The following is a 17,230-nucleotide window of genomic DNA, read 5'->3' on the forward strand; positions in this document are numbered from 1 at the left end:
CGTTTTAGTAAAGGATACTTCTATTTCGTTCATTCTGTTCCAATCTGCCTTGATTCTCCTCGACATCAAAGGCTGGAATAGGCAACACCCAGTTTTTGGCAGGGTAAGCGTCCAGCAAATAATACCCCTCGTTCATTCCCTGTTGATATTGAGACCCGCTCGTGTGCACGTAGGATATATGGCGTATTTCCTTGCTCTCCGGGTAATTCGGGCAAACGGCATATCTTCTCAAATCGAACCAACGATGCCCCTCGAAGCAAAGTTCCCTCCTCCGCTCTTCCCGAATAAATTGGATCAACTGTTTCCCGCTCTCCGTCACGGTACCCACGTTTCCTACCGCGATCCGTTTTTCTCTCAACTGTTGAATCAATGCCCGCGCTCCGGCTTCATCCCCCGTCATGGCAAGAGCCTCCGCCTGGTTCAAATACGCCTCCGAAATACGCAACGTGAACATATCTGAAACATTTTCGTCCATGCCTTTCGGGGCAACTCTTCCGGTCTGCGAATCCGTACTGCTACGAACCGCTAAACGCGCATCTCCAGTTTTATACAATTGTTGCAATTCACTCGACATAGCAAAAGACGAAACCCCGAAATTCATATTATTGAAAACTGCTCCCCGACAACATTTTCCCATGGTAAATATCAATTCCGGACTCGTGATCGAGATATAAGGCGCTTCTCTATCGGCTACAATATCCGCCAATGCATATTTTCTAAACAACTTCTCGTACAATTCAGGCACCAGCTCCCACTTGCCCATGTAGCAATACACCCGTCCCAATAGCAAACGGGCGGCATCCTCATTCGCCCAATAGCGGTTTTTCATCTCTATGCCCTCCAAACAAGCCACCGCTCCTTGCAAATCCCGCACGATCTGGTGATACACGCTGTCCACCGAAGCCCGACTCCAGTAACGGTCATCCACGTAAGCAAACGTCTTCAAGGGAACTCCCGGGTCCGTATCCGCCGTGATGGCTGAATAAGGTTTCGCGTACAAATTCACCAGAAAATAGTAATAATACGCCCGCAAAAAGAGGGCTTGACCTTTTACCCGATTCCGGTCCGCCTCCGGCTCCTCCGTGAACTCATCCACTTTTGTCAACACGGCATTCGTCACACCGATATGCGTGTACAATCGGATCCAGTTCGGGTCGTCATACTCCGAGCTGCCGTCGTGGTTCGTGTTCTCATCCCACCGGTAATATGCGCCCAAAAGCGAATAAGGTTCCGTTGAAACTTTCGGTTCCTGACCGTACACTGACGCCACAACATCATCGTCCATCACATGAAGGCCCGGGAAATAAAACCCACCGGACTTCGGGTCCGTACTTTTCAAAGTTCCACTTGATAATCTTATCATATCCGGCAAACCGTACGCGTAAGCGTTCCCGACTAACAATTCCTCCAGGTCGGTGCAGTTTACGGCATAAGTCAAATCTTGTGACTGCTCCTCCAAAAAATCCCCGCACCCGCTCAACAGGAACCAAAAACACCATATATAAATCGTATATTTTTTCATAATTCCCTATTTAAAATGATACATTCAGGTTTAACGTGTAACTAGGAAGCACCGGAACCGAAATCGACGACGCAGAGCCCGATTGGGAGGTCGGATCCTGTCCTTTCAGCTTCTTGGAACTCCAGGTAAAGAGATTGGAAGTCGAGAACGACAGATACATGGCGCTCACTCGCATCCTCTTGCACAAGTCATCCGGCAAACTGTACCGGAAACTGAGACTTTGCAATTTCAAATAATTGCCGCTCACGACCCGAATATCGGCGTTATTGTACATTTGCCAGATATTCTCCCCGAATTTATAAGAGTTTTCATTTTTCCACCAAGGACTGTCTACGGTTTTCGCATAATCCGCCGAGGACAAAATGCCCGGGATATTGGTCCGTTTCTCGTCTCCCGGCTTTTTCCAACGGTCCACTAACTCACGGCGCAAGTTCTGCACCGGTTGCGGGGCGCTCACGTTGGAACTCGTGTTGTCATACAGCTTCATCAAACGTATCTTGGAACCAATGCTGTAAGCCAAATTAAAACTCAAGGTAAACTGACGGTAACCGAACGTGTTGGAAATACCCCCTTGCAAATAAGGCACCCGGCACCCGGAATAATCCATCACCGTCAGGCACACCCCGTCATTCGTCATCTCGGCATATTGCTCCCAATTTTCCTCCCCGATCCGGGCAAAAGTAGGCGCCCCGTTTTGCGGGTCCAAGCCGGTAAATTCATACGAGAAGAAGGAATTCAACGGTCTTCCCGCCACCTGCGCACTTCCGTTCAGGTAATCTTCATATGTGTAATCATCATGCAAAGTCCGATCCCCTTTCTTGTTCTCCGTCACCTTGTTGATCAACTTATTCAACACTTGTCCCAACTGCGGGTCGATACGCCAAGTAAAACCCCGTTTCCCGCCACTGGCAGCACCTATGCCCGGGGGGATCGGGTAGAGTTGGAAGGCAAATTCCACCCCGGTGTTCTCCACCGTTCCTTGGTTAACGGTGTACTGGCGTACACCGTTAACAATAGATATTTTTTTCTGAAGAAAAGCATTTTTCGTCTTTTTGTAGAAATAAGAGAAACTACCCCTTACCCGGTTCTTGAAAAAACTGAAATCTACCGTCGTGTTAAAACTGGCTGTCTTTTCCCACGACAAATTCGGGTTGGGGAATTTATGAATCGTTGACCGGTAACTATCCATCTGGGAATGCCTATCCCCCTTCTTGATGATCAATTCCGGGCTCTCAGAATCCAACATATTTCCCTGGTACCCGAACGAAGCCCGCCAGGAGAGATCATTCACCCATCCCCAATTCGGCATCAAATCCTCCTTCATGTTCCAACGGGCGGAAAGCGACCACACGGGCAACAATTTATCGTTCGCCCGGCTACCGAACTTGTTGGAAGCATCGATACGCATATTGGCATTCAGGATATACTTGTTCTGGTAGGAATAAGACACCGTGGCATACCCCGACACCGCATTTTTCAACTCATCTTTCAACACGCCGCGGGCATCCTGCGTGGACACCAGCCACTTTTCGAAATCCGGATAACTCTCCGCATCGAACGTGGAAATCAACATGCCCCGCTCTTTCAGGTATCCCCGGTGCGTCTGCTTGATCCCCGTGTACTTCGTGGAGGAAAGCTCTCCTCCCACGGAAGCCGTGATCAGGTGATCCTGCGCCTCATCCAGGAATATATTGTAATTCAACTGCCCGCGCAACATATAGTTCGTGTTCTTCGTGTTCTCTTTCCGCAATTCGGCTCCGAAAGGCATCAACACTTCCTTAAACTGGCTTCCGTCATATACTTTACCCGCCAAGGCAGCTGCATACGCTGATTTCTCCCCGAAATAGGTTTCTTGGTCCGAATTGTTGATCGTGTACGAGAAAGTCGCTTCCGCTTTCAGGTTCGGGAAAATCTTATATCCTAACTGGGTCGTCAAAGAGAGTCCGCTCATATTCATTTCCTGTGACGTGTTGTCCCGTTCCTGCAAAATATTATAATTCACATCAAAATTTCTCCCGTCAAACCGTTTGGGATAATACCACATCGACCCGTCCTCGTTGTATGCAGGTACACCGCGACTGGTATTGTAAGCATACCCCATTAACCCCACCTCGCTGGGGGTATAGTGCTTTTCCTGTACATTTCCGGACAAACCGAATGACATGGTGAATTTATCGTAATTCAAATTCAACCTCATCATCGCAGTATAGCGGTCACCTTGTTCCTTTTTCAATACCCCGTTCTCCCGGCTGTATCCCAAGGAGGCGTAATACTTCATATTGGCGGACCCTCCGGAAATTGACAGGCTGTGATTGTGAGAGAACGCATCCCGGCAAATAATATCGAACCAGTCCGTGTTATTGCTCTCGTAAAAACTGACCCTCTCCACAAACTCCTCGTGAGTGATCTTACCGCTATAATAATCCCTCAAAGCAGCCTCGTACCCCACCCACGAACTGATGTTCGAGTAACTCAATCCTTTCTCTATCGCCTCGCGGGAATAATCGATACGCTCCAAGGCATTCATCACGTTTACATTCCGGTCCGAATAACGGGAACGCCTCGTGTAAGTTCCTGTAAAACCGTAAGACACGGTCGGGGGACCGGGTTTTCCCTGTTTCGTGGTGATCACTATCACCCCGTTTGCCGCCCGCGTACCGTACAATGCCGTGGCGGAAGCATCCTTCAACACGTCGATCTGCTCAATATCATTCGGGTTCAACCCGGAAATCGCATTACCCAACAGATTCACGAAATCCAAGTCATTGATCTGCTCCGGACTCACGTTCACGGGGTCGGTCAATGGAATACCGTCCAAAACCCACAACGGCTCCTGCGTCCCCAGTATCGTGGAAGTACCCCGGACCCTCAATCGCGGGGCGGCACCCACCTGCCCGGAATTCTGCATAAAGATCATGCCCGGTACATGCCCCTCCAGCATCTTGTCCACCGTGGTAATCCCCGGCATCATGATGTCGTCCATCTTCAATGAAGTCACAGAACTCGTCAAGTGCCGTTTCTCGATAGTCTGGTATCCGGTGATCACCACTTCTTCTATTTCCTGGGTTTCATCTTCCATGATTACTTTCAGATCGGTTTGCCCGGTAAATTTAATCTCTTTTGGCTTTTTTCCGATAAAAGAGAAACAAATAATTATTCCGTCCGTCTTCTCCGGCAACGGAAGTACAAATTTCCCATGGGCATCCGTGACCACGCCCCGCGTGCTCCCTTTGATAACCACATTCACTCCCGGCAAAGTATCCCGGTCTTGCCCGAGTACCACGCCCGTCAATACTTTCAATTTCGCTTGCGGCAATGCCTGTCCGTCAAATTTCAGGGTGGAATACCCCGCTCCGGTCGAACCGTGGGCCAGCGTCCCGACGGAAATCATCACAAATGCCACGATCAGTTTCACCATCCCGCTCCACCGAGCAGCTGCCGAACTTTTCCCGTGTAAAAAATAGGTACAATTTTCTCTCATAAGTATGTATTGGTTAAAATAAAACATCCATTTTCATCATGATATCAACACATTATACTTTTTTCCCTTTAAAAACGACTTTCGGTTCCGCCACCATCGGGACGACCACCAAAGTCAACTGGACCTCCATTTCCCGGTTTTGGATCTTTCCCTGGTGGGAATAATTCAAGGTTTGCGTGTTATAACTCACGCTCCCCTTCCCCTCCAAACGGTAAATCGATTCAGCCTGAGTCACCGTGCAGACAGACGGTTCCAGAACAATCCCCTCCACGGGCATCTTAAAATCTACCAGTTCCATGCACACCTCCTTTTTCTCGTTCAACTTCACTTCCACTTTACAAGGAATCGGTCCGTCCGGCAAAAGCTTCTGCCCGTTCGCCGTCATATTGGCCGCCATTTTCTTCAAATGATCGGGCAACACGATCGTCGCTTCCCCCTCGTAAATACCCAGCAGAGGAGCAACATCCTCCACCTCCGCCCCTTTCTCCCGGGTACAAATCCGATACACGGCAACCGTGGCAGCGGCAAGCACAACTATTCCGATAATGAATAATGTCCGCTTCATCTGCCGTCTATTTTGATTTTTTTACATACATCTCTTCCGCGATCTTCACGGCTCCCAAGGCATTCAACACGCCCCCGGTGGCACACAACTCCCCGAAATCAACTTGCTCCGATGCACCGCTCAATCCCGGTCGGGTCACCTTCTCCCCTTTCCGGGATGTCACCCCTTCCAGTATGGCCTGTTTCACTTCCCGGGCGCTCAATTCCGGGAAATAGTTCCAAATCAGGGCTGCCACTCCCGTCACCACCGGAGCCGCCATGCTCGTTCCCCGTAAATTCTTATATTTATTACCCGGTACGGTAGAATAAACGCCATCCCCGGGAGCGAAAAGATCGACTTCCCGTTTCCCGTAATTGGACGATCTTGCCGGCTGTCCCGACATCCCGATAGAACCCACGGCAATCCAATGCTTCAAATCCTTTTTCCCGGCCGCATGTTTCGACGGGTACAAATGATGTTTCTCGATCGATGCTCCGTCATTCCCGGCCGCGTGTACCAATAAAATGCCTTTCTTCTCGGCATAGCGCAACGCTTTCGCCACCATGTCCTGACCGGGAGAAGTACGTTTCCCGAAACTCATGTTGATCACCCGGGCGCCGTTGTCCGCTGCGTAATAAATGGCCGCCGCCACGTCCTTATCCCGCTCGTCGCCATCTCCCTCGTGCAGGCGGATAAACATCAGTTCCACGTCGGCAACGCCGTCCATGCCGACACCGTTATTCCGGGCAGCCCCCACGATACCTCCCACGTGCATCCCGTGCAACGAACTCTTTTTCCCGTCAAGACGGTTGTTCCCGTATTTCCGGTCGGCACCATCGTGAAGACGGTCACCCAAAGCCGCACGCTCCTGCTCGGAAATCTTCGTCACTTCGATCCGTTTCCGGTACTCCTTTTCGGCTTCCTGCACGAAACTGCCCCGTTGGGCATACAATTTCGTCCAGGACATCAGCGGATTGCTTCGCAATTTCCTGAGAAAGAACTCGTAAGCCGCAACCCGGTCGGCATCCGGTTCATCCTCCTTCATGATCGAGGCCAAATCCCTGCCGGAAAAGGCTTTCCGATCCGTGTCTATCGCCCGCAATTCCTTTTCAAATTGCTCCGTGTACCGCTCGGCTACCTCCGCGTCGGCTACATTTTGCTTTGCCTGGCCGATAGAAGAGAACGGCTCTACCTCCTCTTTGAAATAACGATATTCCCGACGTTCTTTCTTCGACAAACGGGCGATATCCTTTCCATCGAACTTTTCCGACAGGACAAGGTATTCCCGGTCCGCCTCCAGACTCCCGGTTTCCAGCTGGGTGCCATCCTTCCGTCCCGCAAAATTCCACCCGTGCACGTCGTCCACGTACCCATTCCCGTCATCGTCAATCCCGTTTCCCGGAATCTCGCCCCGGTTCACCCACAGCACGTCTTTCAAATCTTCATGGTCCAATTCCGCCCCCCCGTCGATAATCGCGACGACCGTCTTTGCCTTCGGCTCGTATTTTTTCAAATAATCATACGCTTTCCAAATCTCCGCACCGAAGAATTTCTCGGTATCCATGGATCCCATCTGCCAGTATTGCGCCGGCAAGACTTTGGGCTTCTGCCCGCCTTTCGGCTGGGCAGAAGCGGCATAAGCCGCAAAAATGAAACTAACACATGATATAAATATTCTCGTATCCATTATATCTTACTTTCTTAAATAATCATCCAACTCGATAAACTCCTCGCACGAATAATCCCCTAACAGGTATTTGGCAAAATGGAACCACATCTTCCGCTCGAAGAAATCCAAATGGGTGCCATTGTAGGCATGTTCCTGCCCCGGCAAAATCACCAGATCGAAATTCTTTCCCGCCAGCAACAAGGCATTCACCAGGCGAAGCGTGTGTGCCGGGTGCACGTTCTGGTCCACATCGCCGGTCACCAGCATCAAATGGCCCTTCAGGTTCTTCGCCAACTCGATGGTCGTGGGTACCTTGAATTCAAACTTCGTCTTCCCGCTCACCGCGCTCGAATCCTTGGCGGTTTTCGCGTTCTTCTTCGGCGCACCCTCGGCTACCTCCTTGATCCCGTGGAACGTCTCGCCCCACCATTTGTTGTAGATCGTGTTATCATGATTCCCGGAAGCCGACACCGCCACCTTATAGAAATCAGGGTAAGTCAAGATAGCCGCCGCCGACATGAATCCTCCCCCGGAATGCCCGAATATCCCCACCCGGTCACGGTCTATAAAGGAATACGTGTCAGCCAATTGCTCGATGCCGTATTTATCGTCTGCCAAAGCGTAATCCCGCAAATTGCCGTACCCGAACGTGTGATACCATCTCTCCCGGAAAGGCACTCCGCCCCGGTGGCCGAACGTCACCACCACGAATCCCACTTGAGCCAACGGCATATTGAAATACCCGGTAAGCGTGAAATAACGCGGCACCGCATCGGCCTGAGGACCGGGATACACATACGAAATAATCGGGTACCTCTTCGTCGAGTCGAAATCCACCGGCTTCCACATGTAACCGTACAAGTCGGTCACCCCGTCAGCGGCCTTCACCCGGATCGGTTCCGGCATCTTCCAACCCGTCGCGTACAAGCGGGACAAATCGGGTGAAGACAACTCGCATATCAACTTCCCGTTATTATCCCTCAACACGCTGTGCGGTTCCAGGTCCGGACGGGAATAATTGTCCACCAGGTAACGAAACGACTCCGAGAAAGTGACATCGTGCATGCCCTCTTCCGGGGTCAACACCACCACTTTTCCCTTGTCGATCGAAGCCTTGTTCACCCGCGCGCAATAGGGATTGCCTCCTTTCACCTGCCCGTAAGCCTCGAAATAAATCTCCCGGCGCACCGTGTCGGTCTTCAACACCCGGCCCGTCGTCCAATTGCCCGCGGTGATCGCGTTCAACAAACGCCCGTCGCAGTCATAGTGATACAAGTGCCCGTAACCGGTACGTTCCGACCACCAGATAATGTCATTCCCTTCGCGCAAGAATGAAACATGAAAATAATCATCATTCCAATAAGGCTTGCTCACCTCATTGAACATCACTTTTACCTCGCCCGTCTCCGGATCGATTTTACAAAATTCCATCTCCTCGCAAGTACGCTTTTTCCGGGTGAAGAACACGTGCTTCGTCACGGTCGCGTACTTGACCGGCAGATAGAGCTGGTATTTCTGTCCACTCCACTTCTCCGTGGCAACCTTCACCGGCTTCTTCTCGTCCACCCGGAAGAAAAACACCTCCGGCCGGCTCCCGAAATCATCCCCCGGGACGGCAAACTCGTATTCATTCAACGCGGGACGCTTCCCCAAACTGTTCACCACGGCGAACTTCTGCGACTTGTAATTCCGGTAATCCGTACGTTCCGCGATAAAACTTTTTCCCCCGGCAAACCAGGTGACATTCCCCTTGGCGGGATTTTTCCCCTTGTCATGCACCGCAAACGAACACTCCTTCGCCCCGTCCGTCGTCAATTGCGTTTCTACCGAATCTGCCACGGAAAGCAGGTAAAGATTATGCTCTTTCACGTACACCACGTACGTGCTGTCCGGGGAATACGTCCCCACGTACGTCTTTTTCTTCGGCTTGGATGCAGATACCTTCCGAGGTTCTTGGGGCATCGAATCTAGGCAAACCACCTTCCGGCTCTTCAGGTCGTACTTGAACGGTTTCTTGGCGACCTCAAAGAAACAGACATCATCATTGCCTTCAAAAAACTTAAATACCAATCTCAAATCCGTCGGGTTCATCACCTCCCCCGTTGCCTTGCTGATCTCCCCCGCCATGTATTCCCGGTCGAACATCTCCCGATGGGATTTCCGCTCCGGATCGACAAAATAATAACGGGTCCCCTCCGTCGTCGTGTAACGGTAATAAAACTTCTCGCTCTTCTTCAGGAAAGTAGGACTCACCTTCGTGCTGCCCACCAGCGCTCTCAAACTCCGGTCCGTGAACCGTTCCGCCAACTTGTAGTTGGCATGCTGTCCCATTCCCGAAAGGGCGAACAGGCAAGGGATTATCCATAACAAATATCTATTCATCACATACAAAATTTACAATCCGCGTTCCAATAACAACACTATTTTCTGCTTTTTTTCTTTTTATATTTCTTCAATATCTTGGTGATAATCTCATCCGTCAGATCATTGGGGCTTCCCTCCCAGCGGACGATACCGCTCGGGTCGATCAACAACGCCCAGGGAACGAATATCAACTTCATAGCCTTGTATGTCAACCGTTCCGGGTCTATCCCTTTGTAATAATCGGCATCAGGCTCCTCGGGTAAACGCACCTTGCTATGATTTACCCCGATAACCACCATCCGGTCCTTATACTTCGTATGGAATTTATTTAATTTGGGCACCGCCTTCCAACAAGGAGGACATCGAGAACCGTAGACCTCAAACAAAATAAACTTTCCTACGGTATCCGGTTCTTCCGTCAACCACTCCCGTACCACCAACTCCGGAGCCCTTTGGTTCAAATAAGACTTTGCAAAACCACGTTCAAATATTTTAGCGTTATCCGTTTTACCGCCATCTTGATCTTTTTTTCCCTGAGCGGAAACAGTCACTCCCAAGGTAACAGCAAACAATATCAATACAATACGTTTCATTTCTTATATTTTTTAATGATGTCCTTCAATATTTCTTCCGTCAATCTATCCGGAGTTCCCTCCCAACGTACAATTCCTTTCGGATCGATAATCATCGTGTAGGGTACGAATTTCAATTCCAAATCGCCGATCATGCTCTTTTTCGTGTCTACCGCACTAAAAAACTCTATTTTTACCCTTTCTGTCGCTTTCACTTTTTCTGCCGGATCAGACCCCATTCCGATAAATACGACCCCATCTTTGAACTTCTTGCTCAATTCATTCATATGCGGCATATATTTAATACACGGTCCGCAATTGATTTTCCAAAACTCAAGCACGATGAACTTCCCCGTCGTATCCGGTTTTGCCGAAACCCATTCCTCAACGGTCAACTTCGGGGCTTTTTTTCCTAAAAAAGATTTCACCATACCTTCACCCCAATAAATACCCTGTCCCTTCACCCCGACGACAAACATCACCGCAAATACCAACAATACAAACTTCTTCATAAATCGTAAATCATAAATCACAAATCCTCCACCGCATCCCATGAAACACTACTTTCTGCTTTTCTTCTTTTTATATTTCTTCAATATCTTGGTGATAATCTCATCCGTCAGATCATTCGGGTTTCCCTCCCAGCGGACGATACCGCTCGGGTCGATCAACAACGCCCAGGGAACCACTCTCAATACTAATGCTTCACGTGTTACATTATCTTTATCCACCCCTTTGTAATAATCAGCATCCGGCTCCTGCGGCATGCGGGCCTTATGACTGTTCACCCCGATGATCACCATCCGGTCCTTATACTTCGCGTGAAACTCGTTCAACTTCGGTACCGCTTTCCAGCAACCGGGACAAACTGTTCCATATATCTCAAACAAGATGAACTTGCCTGTCGTATCCGGCACCTCCGTAAGCCACTCCCGCACCACCAACGGCGGCGCCGGCTGGTTCAAGTAAGATTTCACGTACTTGTACACTTGATCTTTATTACCCTTTTTCTCCTGGGCGGAAACAGACACTCCTAAAATCAAGGCAAACAATAGCAAAACAATCCTTCTCATCATTTCTTGTATTTTTTAATAATTTCTTGCAATATCTCTTCCGTCAAGTTCTCCGGTCCCCCTTCCCAACGCACAATTCCCTTGGGATCAATCACCAGCGTGTGAGGGACAAACCTTAATCCTAACTCCTGCTTGGTTGTCATTTTCGTGTCTACAGCAATGAAAAACTCGATGATTTTCACCCAATTCGTCATCTTCACCTTCTCCGCGGACTCTGACCCCAAAGCGATAAAAACCACCTCCTGCTTGAATTTTTTGTTCAATTCATTCATGTGAGGCATATTCTTGACACACGGGTTACAATTGGTTTTCCAAAACTCCAACACGATAAACTTCCCCGCCGTATCCGCCTTAGCCGACACCCACTCCTCCACAACTAACTTAGGAGCTTTTTTATTCAAAAACGACTTCACCAACCCCTTTTCAATATACCAATCCCTCTTCTCCTGTCCCATCACCCCGGTAACAAACATCACCGCAAATACCAACAATACAAACTTCTTCATAAATCGTAAATCATAAATCGTAAATCATAAATCACAAATCCTCCACTGCCTCCCGCAACTTCTCCCGCAACGTCTCGCATCCCATGAACCCCAACGACTCGTACCGTACCTTCCCATCTTTCCCTACTAAAATGTAATAAGGATTCCCTTGAATGTTAAATTGTTTCACCAACGCACGGTCCTGCTTTTTCGGCAACCGGTAATGATCGCCCCCGATATTGGGTATCATCTGCTGCCACAACTCATCCGGCGAAGCCTCGTTCGTCAGGAACACAAAAGCCACTTGGTCCTTGAACTCCTCCTCCACGGGGTGCATCATCTTCATCGCCTTGATACAAGGCACACAAGCCGTCCCCCAACAATCGATAAACACCACCCGTCCCCGGTAATTCTTCAGGATCTCCTCGAACACCTGCTCGCCCGCTACCTCCTTGGGCAACGTGCATATCCGGTATCCCGGTTTGGAAATATGCTCCTTCCATAATGCCGGTCCCTCCGCGTATGCCGTCTCAAATGCCTTCACCACATCCGGATTAGACATCGTACGCACCACCGCCATCTCCTGTTCCCGCAACGGCAAACAGAGAGCGATACGGTTCTGGCACGCCAACGCCCGATAGGCATCCAACACGTATCCCGTCCCGAAAACGCCCTTCACCTCATCCTCCGACTTAAACAACCGGAAAAAAAAGTCTTTCCCCGACCACTCCGCCAGCATCAAATCATAATTATTCAGATCAATCCCCGCCAACCGCTCAAAACACCCCGCGGTAACCCGAGGCAAGCGCGCATCACCCATGCCCCAGCCATACACGTTCACCATGCACGCCCGAACACGTTGAATCCGGTTCACGCAAGCCAGCTGGAGCTCCAACCCGGCATAATAGCGGTACTCCTCACTCAAGGAACGGTCCCGCTCCAAAGCCTCCAAGGCCTCCCGGTACGCCTTCAGGCAAAGATCAACATACTTGTCGAAATCCACCGCAACATCCTTGTCCCAAGACAAATCACCGGAATCCGCGTTTAAATCCAGGCGAGCCAACAGCCGTTGATTCAAATCCATCCGGTTGCCCCGGAAATACCCCGCAGCACGGCGCTTCCCGTCCCGGAAATAGGTGCTGTACCGCAAATTAGCTTCCCGCAAATCGATATACAACTCGGCGTTCTCCCCCGGATCCACCACTACGCCGATATTCCGGGCACCGCAATGCACCTGGAACAAGGTGGTCATATACTGGTTCACCTCCAACACCACCGAACCGTCCTCGCCCACCAGCATCTCCTTACTTCCCGGCATCAGCCCGTCCCACGAAATCGCCAGCAACTCGCCCATCTCCCGCTTGTACCCCAGCAAATGCACCTCCAACCGGGTCCGCCCGGAGCGGTACACCGGCTTCTCCCACGAGCGGGTATGGTCAAATTTATACTTTCTCAAATCTGCAGGCACCCGCTTCAACACGTCGGTGCGCTTTTTCTCCAACTGGATATCCAGGATTTCATAAGATCCCCCTTTACCACTCTTGTAAAAGACTAAATCCACCGACTTCACGGACTCCGGCAAAGCGGGGAATACCAGATCGAAACACGGGTTAGCCGCATCGATCTCCACCCCACTCATGATATTCGAGGGCAACGTTACGCCCCGGCACTCCCGCAACGCGTAATGCTGTCCGTCCGCTTGCAGGTAAAGCCCGCTATTCACCTTCGTCAACCGTCCCCCGCAAGCCGAGGCGTCCAAGGTCACCACCGTTTCCTCGGGGCCCAACGTCACCTTGCGGACCTCCACGTCGTCCACCGTCCGCCACGTGAACAACGGCTTCTCGATAACACGAGTCTGCCCGATGCCGCTGAAACAGGATAGTAACAGCAGCACAACAAAAATACTTTTATTCATCATGCTAATTCTTTAACTCTATCTTTACCAAGACTCTACCTTTTCTGGAACGTCGTCTTCATTTTCACGCCATCCTTTGCCGTCGATAACACCAGATCCCAGTCCCACTCGCCGGACACCATCTTTACCGGGGGAAATACCAGCGTCAGCATGCCATGCTTGGCATCCCACGTCAACGCCGTCTTCGTGTCCGCGGGCAACTTCCCTTCCTGCACGGATTTAATCTTATACGTGCGATCCGGGCTTCCCGTCTGCAAATAAGCAGTCGTGTCAATTCCCCTCAGCTTTCCCTTGCAACCGCTCACATCCAGGCAAACCATGCAAATCGTATCGTTGATCACGTACTTCAACACCTTCACCTGCTTGTTCGTGGAAGAGACATTCACCGGGGTAATATTCTGTGTCAAACGGATCATAGGCTTTTGCCCCGAAGCCGCAGCCGCTTGGAACAATTTCTGGAAATCGATACTTCCCTTTTTGACCGTATCCGTTGCAACTGATTTACACTCTCTTTCTGACAAACTCTTTCCGCTGTTCGCGTACAAACCACCTCCGATAAACGCGAACACGACTAAAATCAAAATTCTATTCATCCCTTTAATATTAAATTATTCTGTATAACGTTCTACAATATCCGGCACATTAATATTTATCGAATAATCATCTGTCCTGTAACGCCGAATCTGGAAATACCAACGGAAATTCGAGTCCCAATCACCTTTCAACGATACACCCGGTTGCGGGCAGGCCATTCCGCCTTTCCCGATAAACCGGAAACGGATTTCGGCTTTACAAATTTGATTGGTTTCTATATACGGGGTCGACGGATCGTCTACATTCGATAACGAAGGATCTCTTACCCCCGGCACATAATCGACACTCCTCGGATTCATCTCGCTCCACAGCAACAAAAAGGAAACTTTATACGTATTCTCACCCACCTTTTCAAACTCACTGCTATTCTTCAAATAAGCCATGGCATCCTCATCCGTCCGTTGGTTCGGGTCTTTATGCGCAACGTCAGTTAAGCCTCTCCACGGATCAAGATACATCACCGCACTAATCAAATCATCGGAACTACGGAATGTACACTCCACCCACAAGGAATCCCGTCCGAAAATACCTTCTTCGGCATCCAGCCACGAGAACTTCACGCCTTCCACCTCCACGTCTTCCACGGGTATATATTCGTGTTGGTCGCTTACTTTATTAAACACTTGTATCTCATTCAGCCAAAAGGCGTCGATCGGCGTCAAGGTAATCTTGTCCGGAATGTCATAATACTTGGTATAATTAAATATGCCACCACCAGTATTGCCGATATTTCCCCCGAGAGAAAAACGGGAATCCGTCACCAGGCCATTATTACCGGCAATCAAGAAGGAATACAGCTGCTCGTACATCACTTGCCCTAAACTCCCCAGATAAGCCGCACGCCCCCGGGCAGACTTCAAAAACTTGGAATCGAACTTTTCGCCGTCACACCCCGCAAAGGTGATCGCGTGGTCCGGTACCCCACGCCCGCTCGGGTCCAAGTACACCGTGTTGATAAACGACCCGGTATAGGAGGGCAGATACACCAAAAAATGATTGCTCCGCTTTTCCGAGGGATTCGTCGTGAAATATTCCATCACCTCATTCGCCATCTCCCGCGCATCGGCAAGTTTCATCTTGGCAGTTTCCCGCTTGCTCTTGATATACGACATCTGGATATAATTCTTGTTCGAGTCGTTCACGACCAACCCGAACGTCTTGTCGTACTTGTAACGCGCCATATTATCCTTGAAAAAAGCTTGCGTGTTCAAGGTAAGTCCGGACAAACGTTTGTGCCACAATTTCAACGTGTCCATATCCGCCGGCACGTAATACACCACATTCAGACAATAATGATCTTCCGGGCTCGCACTCCAGGTTTCACTCAAAGGTTTGTTTTCCTCTGCTTCCGACTTCGAGGAGGATACATTATAAGCATCTACCGTACAGGCCGCTGCTAATACGGAAAACACAAAAAATAAGCACCATTTTCTATTTTTTCTCATAATCCTATTGGTTTTGGTTATCCTATAAATTTGCCCCTACGACAGGAAAAAGAAAAAAATGGGTGACAAAAATCAATAAAAAATTACGAAAAAAATCAATTACCTCCTAAAACCACCAATAAAACAACAAGATAAGCCCCCTCGCTTAAATTAGACCGTAATGTAGCCAAAGCCCGGGAAAGCGCCGTCTTCACCGTGTTAACGGAAACGCCCAATTCTTCCGCCACCTCTTTATAGCGCTTGTCATCCAGAACGATTGCCGTAAAAATCTCCCGGGTACGGTCGGGCAAGCGGTCAATTTCACGGTAGATCTCCTCGACCCGGTCATTCCATTCCGCATCGTCCGGGGTTTCCGTGTCGGAAAACTCCAGCAGCGACTCCACCGGCTTCATGGTTATTCCCGCCCGGGACTCCAAAATATTCAGGCAACGATTCCGCACAGCCTGGTACAAATAAGAACGCAAATAATGATCGATCATATCGAAACGCTTCCGTTCCCAAAACTTGATAAACACTTCTTGCACCACGTCCTCCGCCTCCTCCTGCCGCGGCAAAAATTTCAAGGCATGCATCACCAAGGGACGATAAAAATGCCGGAAAAGTAATTCCAGCCCATGTTTATCCCCCTGCTTCAAAAGCACCAATATTTTATCCGCTTCTTCCATGCAGCCCATCGATTTACGACCCCAAATCATCACCCCCGAAACCTATCCCTCATCAAGAATACAAAAATAGACTTTTTTCCTCTCTTTCCAACTTTAGAAATTATTTTTCCGCTTTAAAACACAGAAACCATAAATTATTAAACTTTTTTTCAACGAGAAATTAAACCCTCTCGCTCTTATTGCCGTATATGCCATAGAACAAGCTAAACTAATTAATAAAAACAAAAAAGAGACGCTATGAAAAAAGTTATTTTTTTATTGGCAATGACTACATTCCTTTTCAGTGACTTTGCCATGCAGGCACAAACCAAAAAAGAAACAAGGGAAAAGAGAAAAGCACACAGGGCATGTATGCGTATGCACCGGAAAATGGTACGTGAACAACAAAATATGATCGCTTATCAGGATGCCGTAAAAGCCCTCAAAAGCAACAGTTGGGTATTACAAGCCAACACCCTGTTCAACAATTTCGGGGGAGCAATACCTGTTACCAACAACACGAACTTCGTGGCCATGGACAACAACCAAGTATCCGTGCAACTGGCATTCAACGGGTTTAACCCCGGACCAAACGGGCTAGGCGGAATCACGTTGACCGGCTGGCCTTCCAGCATCAACCAGAGAGTGGATAAAAACGGCAACATCACCTACACGTTCAACGTCATGGGAGCCGCCCTTTTTGCCCAAGTAACCGTGCGTATGAGTTACGGCAGTAACTACGCTACCGCCACCGTAAGTTCCAACACGAACGGACGGGAATTAACCTTCTCGGGCAATCTGGTTCCATATAGCCAGTCGAATATATTCCAGAGCGGATTTAGTTTCTAGATAACTATATAAATACTCTCGTTTAATATTCAATAACTCAATTTCACACGTGAAGAGGGCGTTTCCGAACGCC

General features: G+C 49.4%; 14 protein-coding genes. 1 reads left to right on the forward strand and 13 read right to left on the reverse strand.

The window, feature by feature from the left end:
• Window positions 1-4 precede the first annotated feature (4 nt).
• The 13 genes from BN8899_RS18885 to BN8899_RS18945 all read right to left on the reverse strand — a co-directional run bounded on the left by BN8899_RS18885 (window position 5) and on the right by BN8899_RS18945 (window position 16,329).
• Complete coding sequence (locus BN8899_RS18885; protein ID WP_065220521.1) at window positions 5-1,522, reverse strand: RagB/SusD family nutrient uptake outer membrane protein; 1,518 nt, start codon at window positions 1,520-1,522, stop codon at window positions 5-7.
• A 10-nt stretch (window positions 1,523-1,532) separates the two neighbouring features.
• Window positions 1,533-5,003 (reverse strand): SusC/RagA family TonB-linked outer membrane protein, encoded by a 3,471-nt coding sequence (locus BN8899_RS18890; RefSeq protein ID WP_231932428.1) that lies wholly within the window; start codon window positions 5,001-5,003, stop codon window positions 1,533-1,535.
• A 52-nt stretch (window positions 5,004-5,055) separates the two neighbouring features.
• Entirely contained in the window at window positions 5,056-5,568 is a 513-nt protein-coding gene (locus BN8899_RS18895) for a hypothetical protein (RefSeq protein WP_065220523.1), read from the reverse strand.
• A 7-nt stretch (window positions 5,569-5,575) separates the two neighbouring features.
• Window positions 5,576-7,234, reverse strand: a complete 1,659-nt coding sequence (locus tag BN8899_RS18900) for a S8 family serine peptidase (protein WP_065220524.1) — start codon at window positions 7,232-7,234, stop codon at window positions 5,576-5,578.
• A gap of 6 nt (window positions 7,235-7,240) precedes the next feature.
• Window positions 7,241-9,598 (reverse strand): S9 family peptidase, encoded by a 2,358-nt coding sequence (locus BN8899_RS18905; protein WP_065220525.1) that lies wholly within the window; start codon window positions 9,596-9,598, stop codon window positions 7,241-7,243.
• 38 nt (window positions 9,599-9,636) lie between these two features.
• The gene (locus BN8899_RS18910; RefSeq protein ID WP_082987134.1) at window positions 9,637-10,173 is read right to left on the reverse strand and encodes a TlpA family protein disulfide reductase; all 537 of its coding nucleotides are present in this window, start codon (window positions 10,171-10,173) and stop codon (window positions 9,637-9,639) included.
• Complete coding sequence (locus BN8899_RS18915; RefSeq protein WP_065220818.1) at window positions 10,170-10,664, reverse strand: peroxiredoxin family protein; 495 nt, start codon at window positions 10,662-10,664, stop codon at window positions 10,170-10,172. Before BN8899_RS18915 ends, BN8899_RS18910 begins: the two co-directional genes overlap by 4 nt.
• A 48-nt stretch (window positions 10,665-10,712) precedes the next feature.
• The gene (locus BN8899_RS18920) at window positions 10,713-11,228 is read right to left on the reverse strand and encodes a TlpA family protein disulfide reductase (protein ID WP_065220526.1); all 516 of its coding nucleotides are present in this window, start codon (window positions 11,226-11,228) and stop codon (window positions 10,713-10,715) included.
• Window positions 11,225-11,731 (reverse strand): TlpA disulfide reductase family protein, encoded by a 507-nt coding sequence (locus tag BN8899_RS18925; RefSeq protein WP_065220527.1) that lies wholly within the window; start codon window positions 11,729-11,731, stop codon window positions 11,225-11,227. The genes BN8899_RS18920 and BN8899_RS18925 overlap by 4 nt, the downstream gene beginning before the upstream one ends.
• 31 nt (window positions 11,732-11,762) lie before the next feature.
• Window positions 11,763-13,628: a TlpA family protein disulfide reductase gene (locus BN8899_RS18930; RefSeq protein ID WP_065220528.1), complete on the reverse strand. Its 1,866-nt coding sequence runs from the start codon at window positions 13,626-13,628 to the stop codon at window positions 11,763-11,765.
• 32 nt (window positions 13,629-13,660) lie between these two features.
• Entirely contained in the window at window positions 13,661-14,218 is a 558-nt protein-coding gene (locus BN8899_RS18935) for a hypothetical protein (RefSeq protein WP_065220529.1), read from the reverse strand.
• A 15-nt stretch (window positions 14,219-14,233) separates the two neighbouring features.
• On the reverse strand, window positions 14,234-15,664 hold the full coding sequence (locus BN8899_RS18940; RefSeq protein ID WP_065220530.1) for a hypothetical protein: 1,431 nt from the start codon (window positions 15,662-15,664) through the stop codon (window positions 14,234-14,236).
• 95 nt (window positions 15,665-15,759) lie between these two features.
• The gene (locus BN8899_RS18945) at window positions 15,760-16,329 is read right to left on the reverse strand and encodes an RNA polymerase sigma-70 factor (protein WP_065220531.1); all 570 of its coding nucleotides are present in this window, start codon (window positions 16,327-16,329) and stop codon (window positions 15,760-15,762) included.
• 237 nt (window positions 16,330-16,566) lie between these two features.
• On the opposite strand from BN8899_RS18945, the gene BN8899_RS18950 reads away from it, so the two are divergent.
• Window positions 16,567-17,157, forward strand: coding sequence for a DUF4251 domain-containing protein (locus BN8899_RS18950; protein ID WP_018335937.1), 591 nt, complete (start codon window positions 16,567-16,569; stop codon window positions 17,155-17,157).
• The last annotated feature ends 73 nt before the right edge of the window (window positions 17,158-17,230 follow it).

The sequence above is a fragment of the Butyricimonas sp. Marseille-P2440 genome (assembly GCF_900091675.1).
In the GTDB taxonomy this organism is placed as follows: Bacteria; Bacteroidota; Bacteroidia; order Bacteroidales; family Marinifilaceae; genus Butyricimonas; species Butyricimonas synergistica.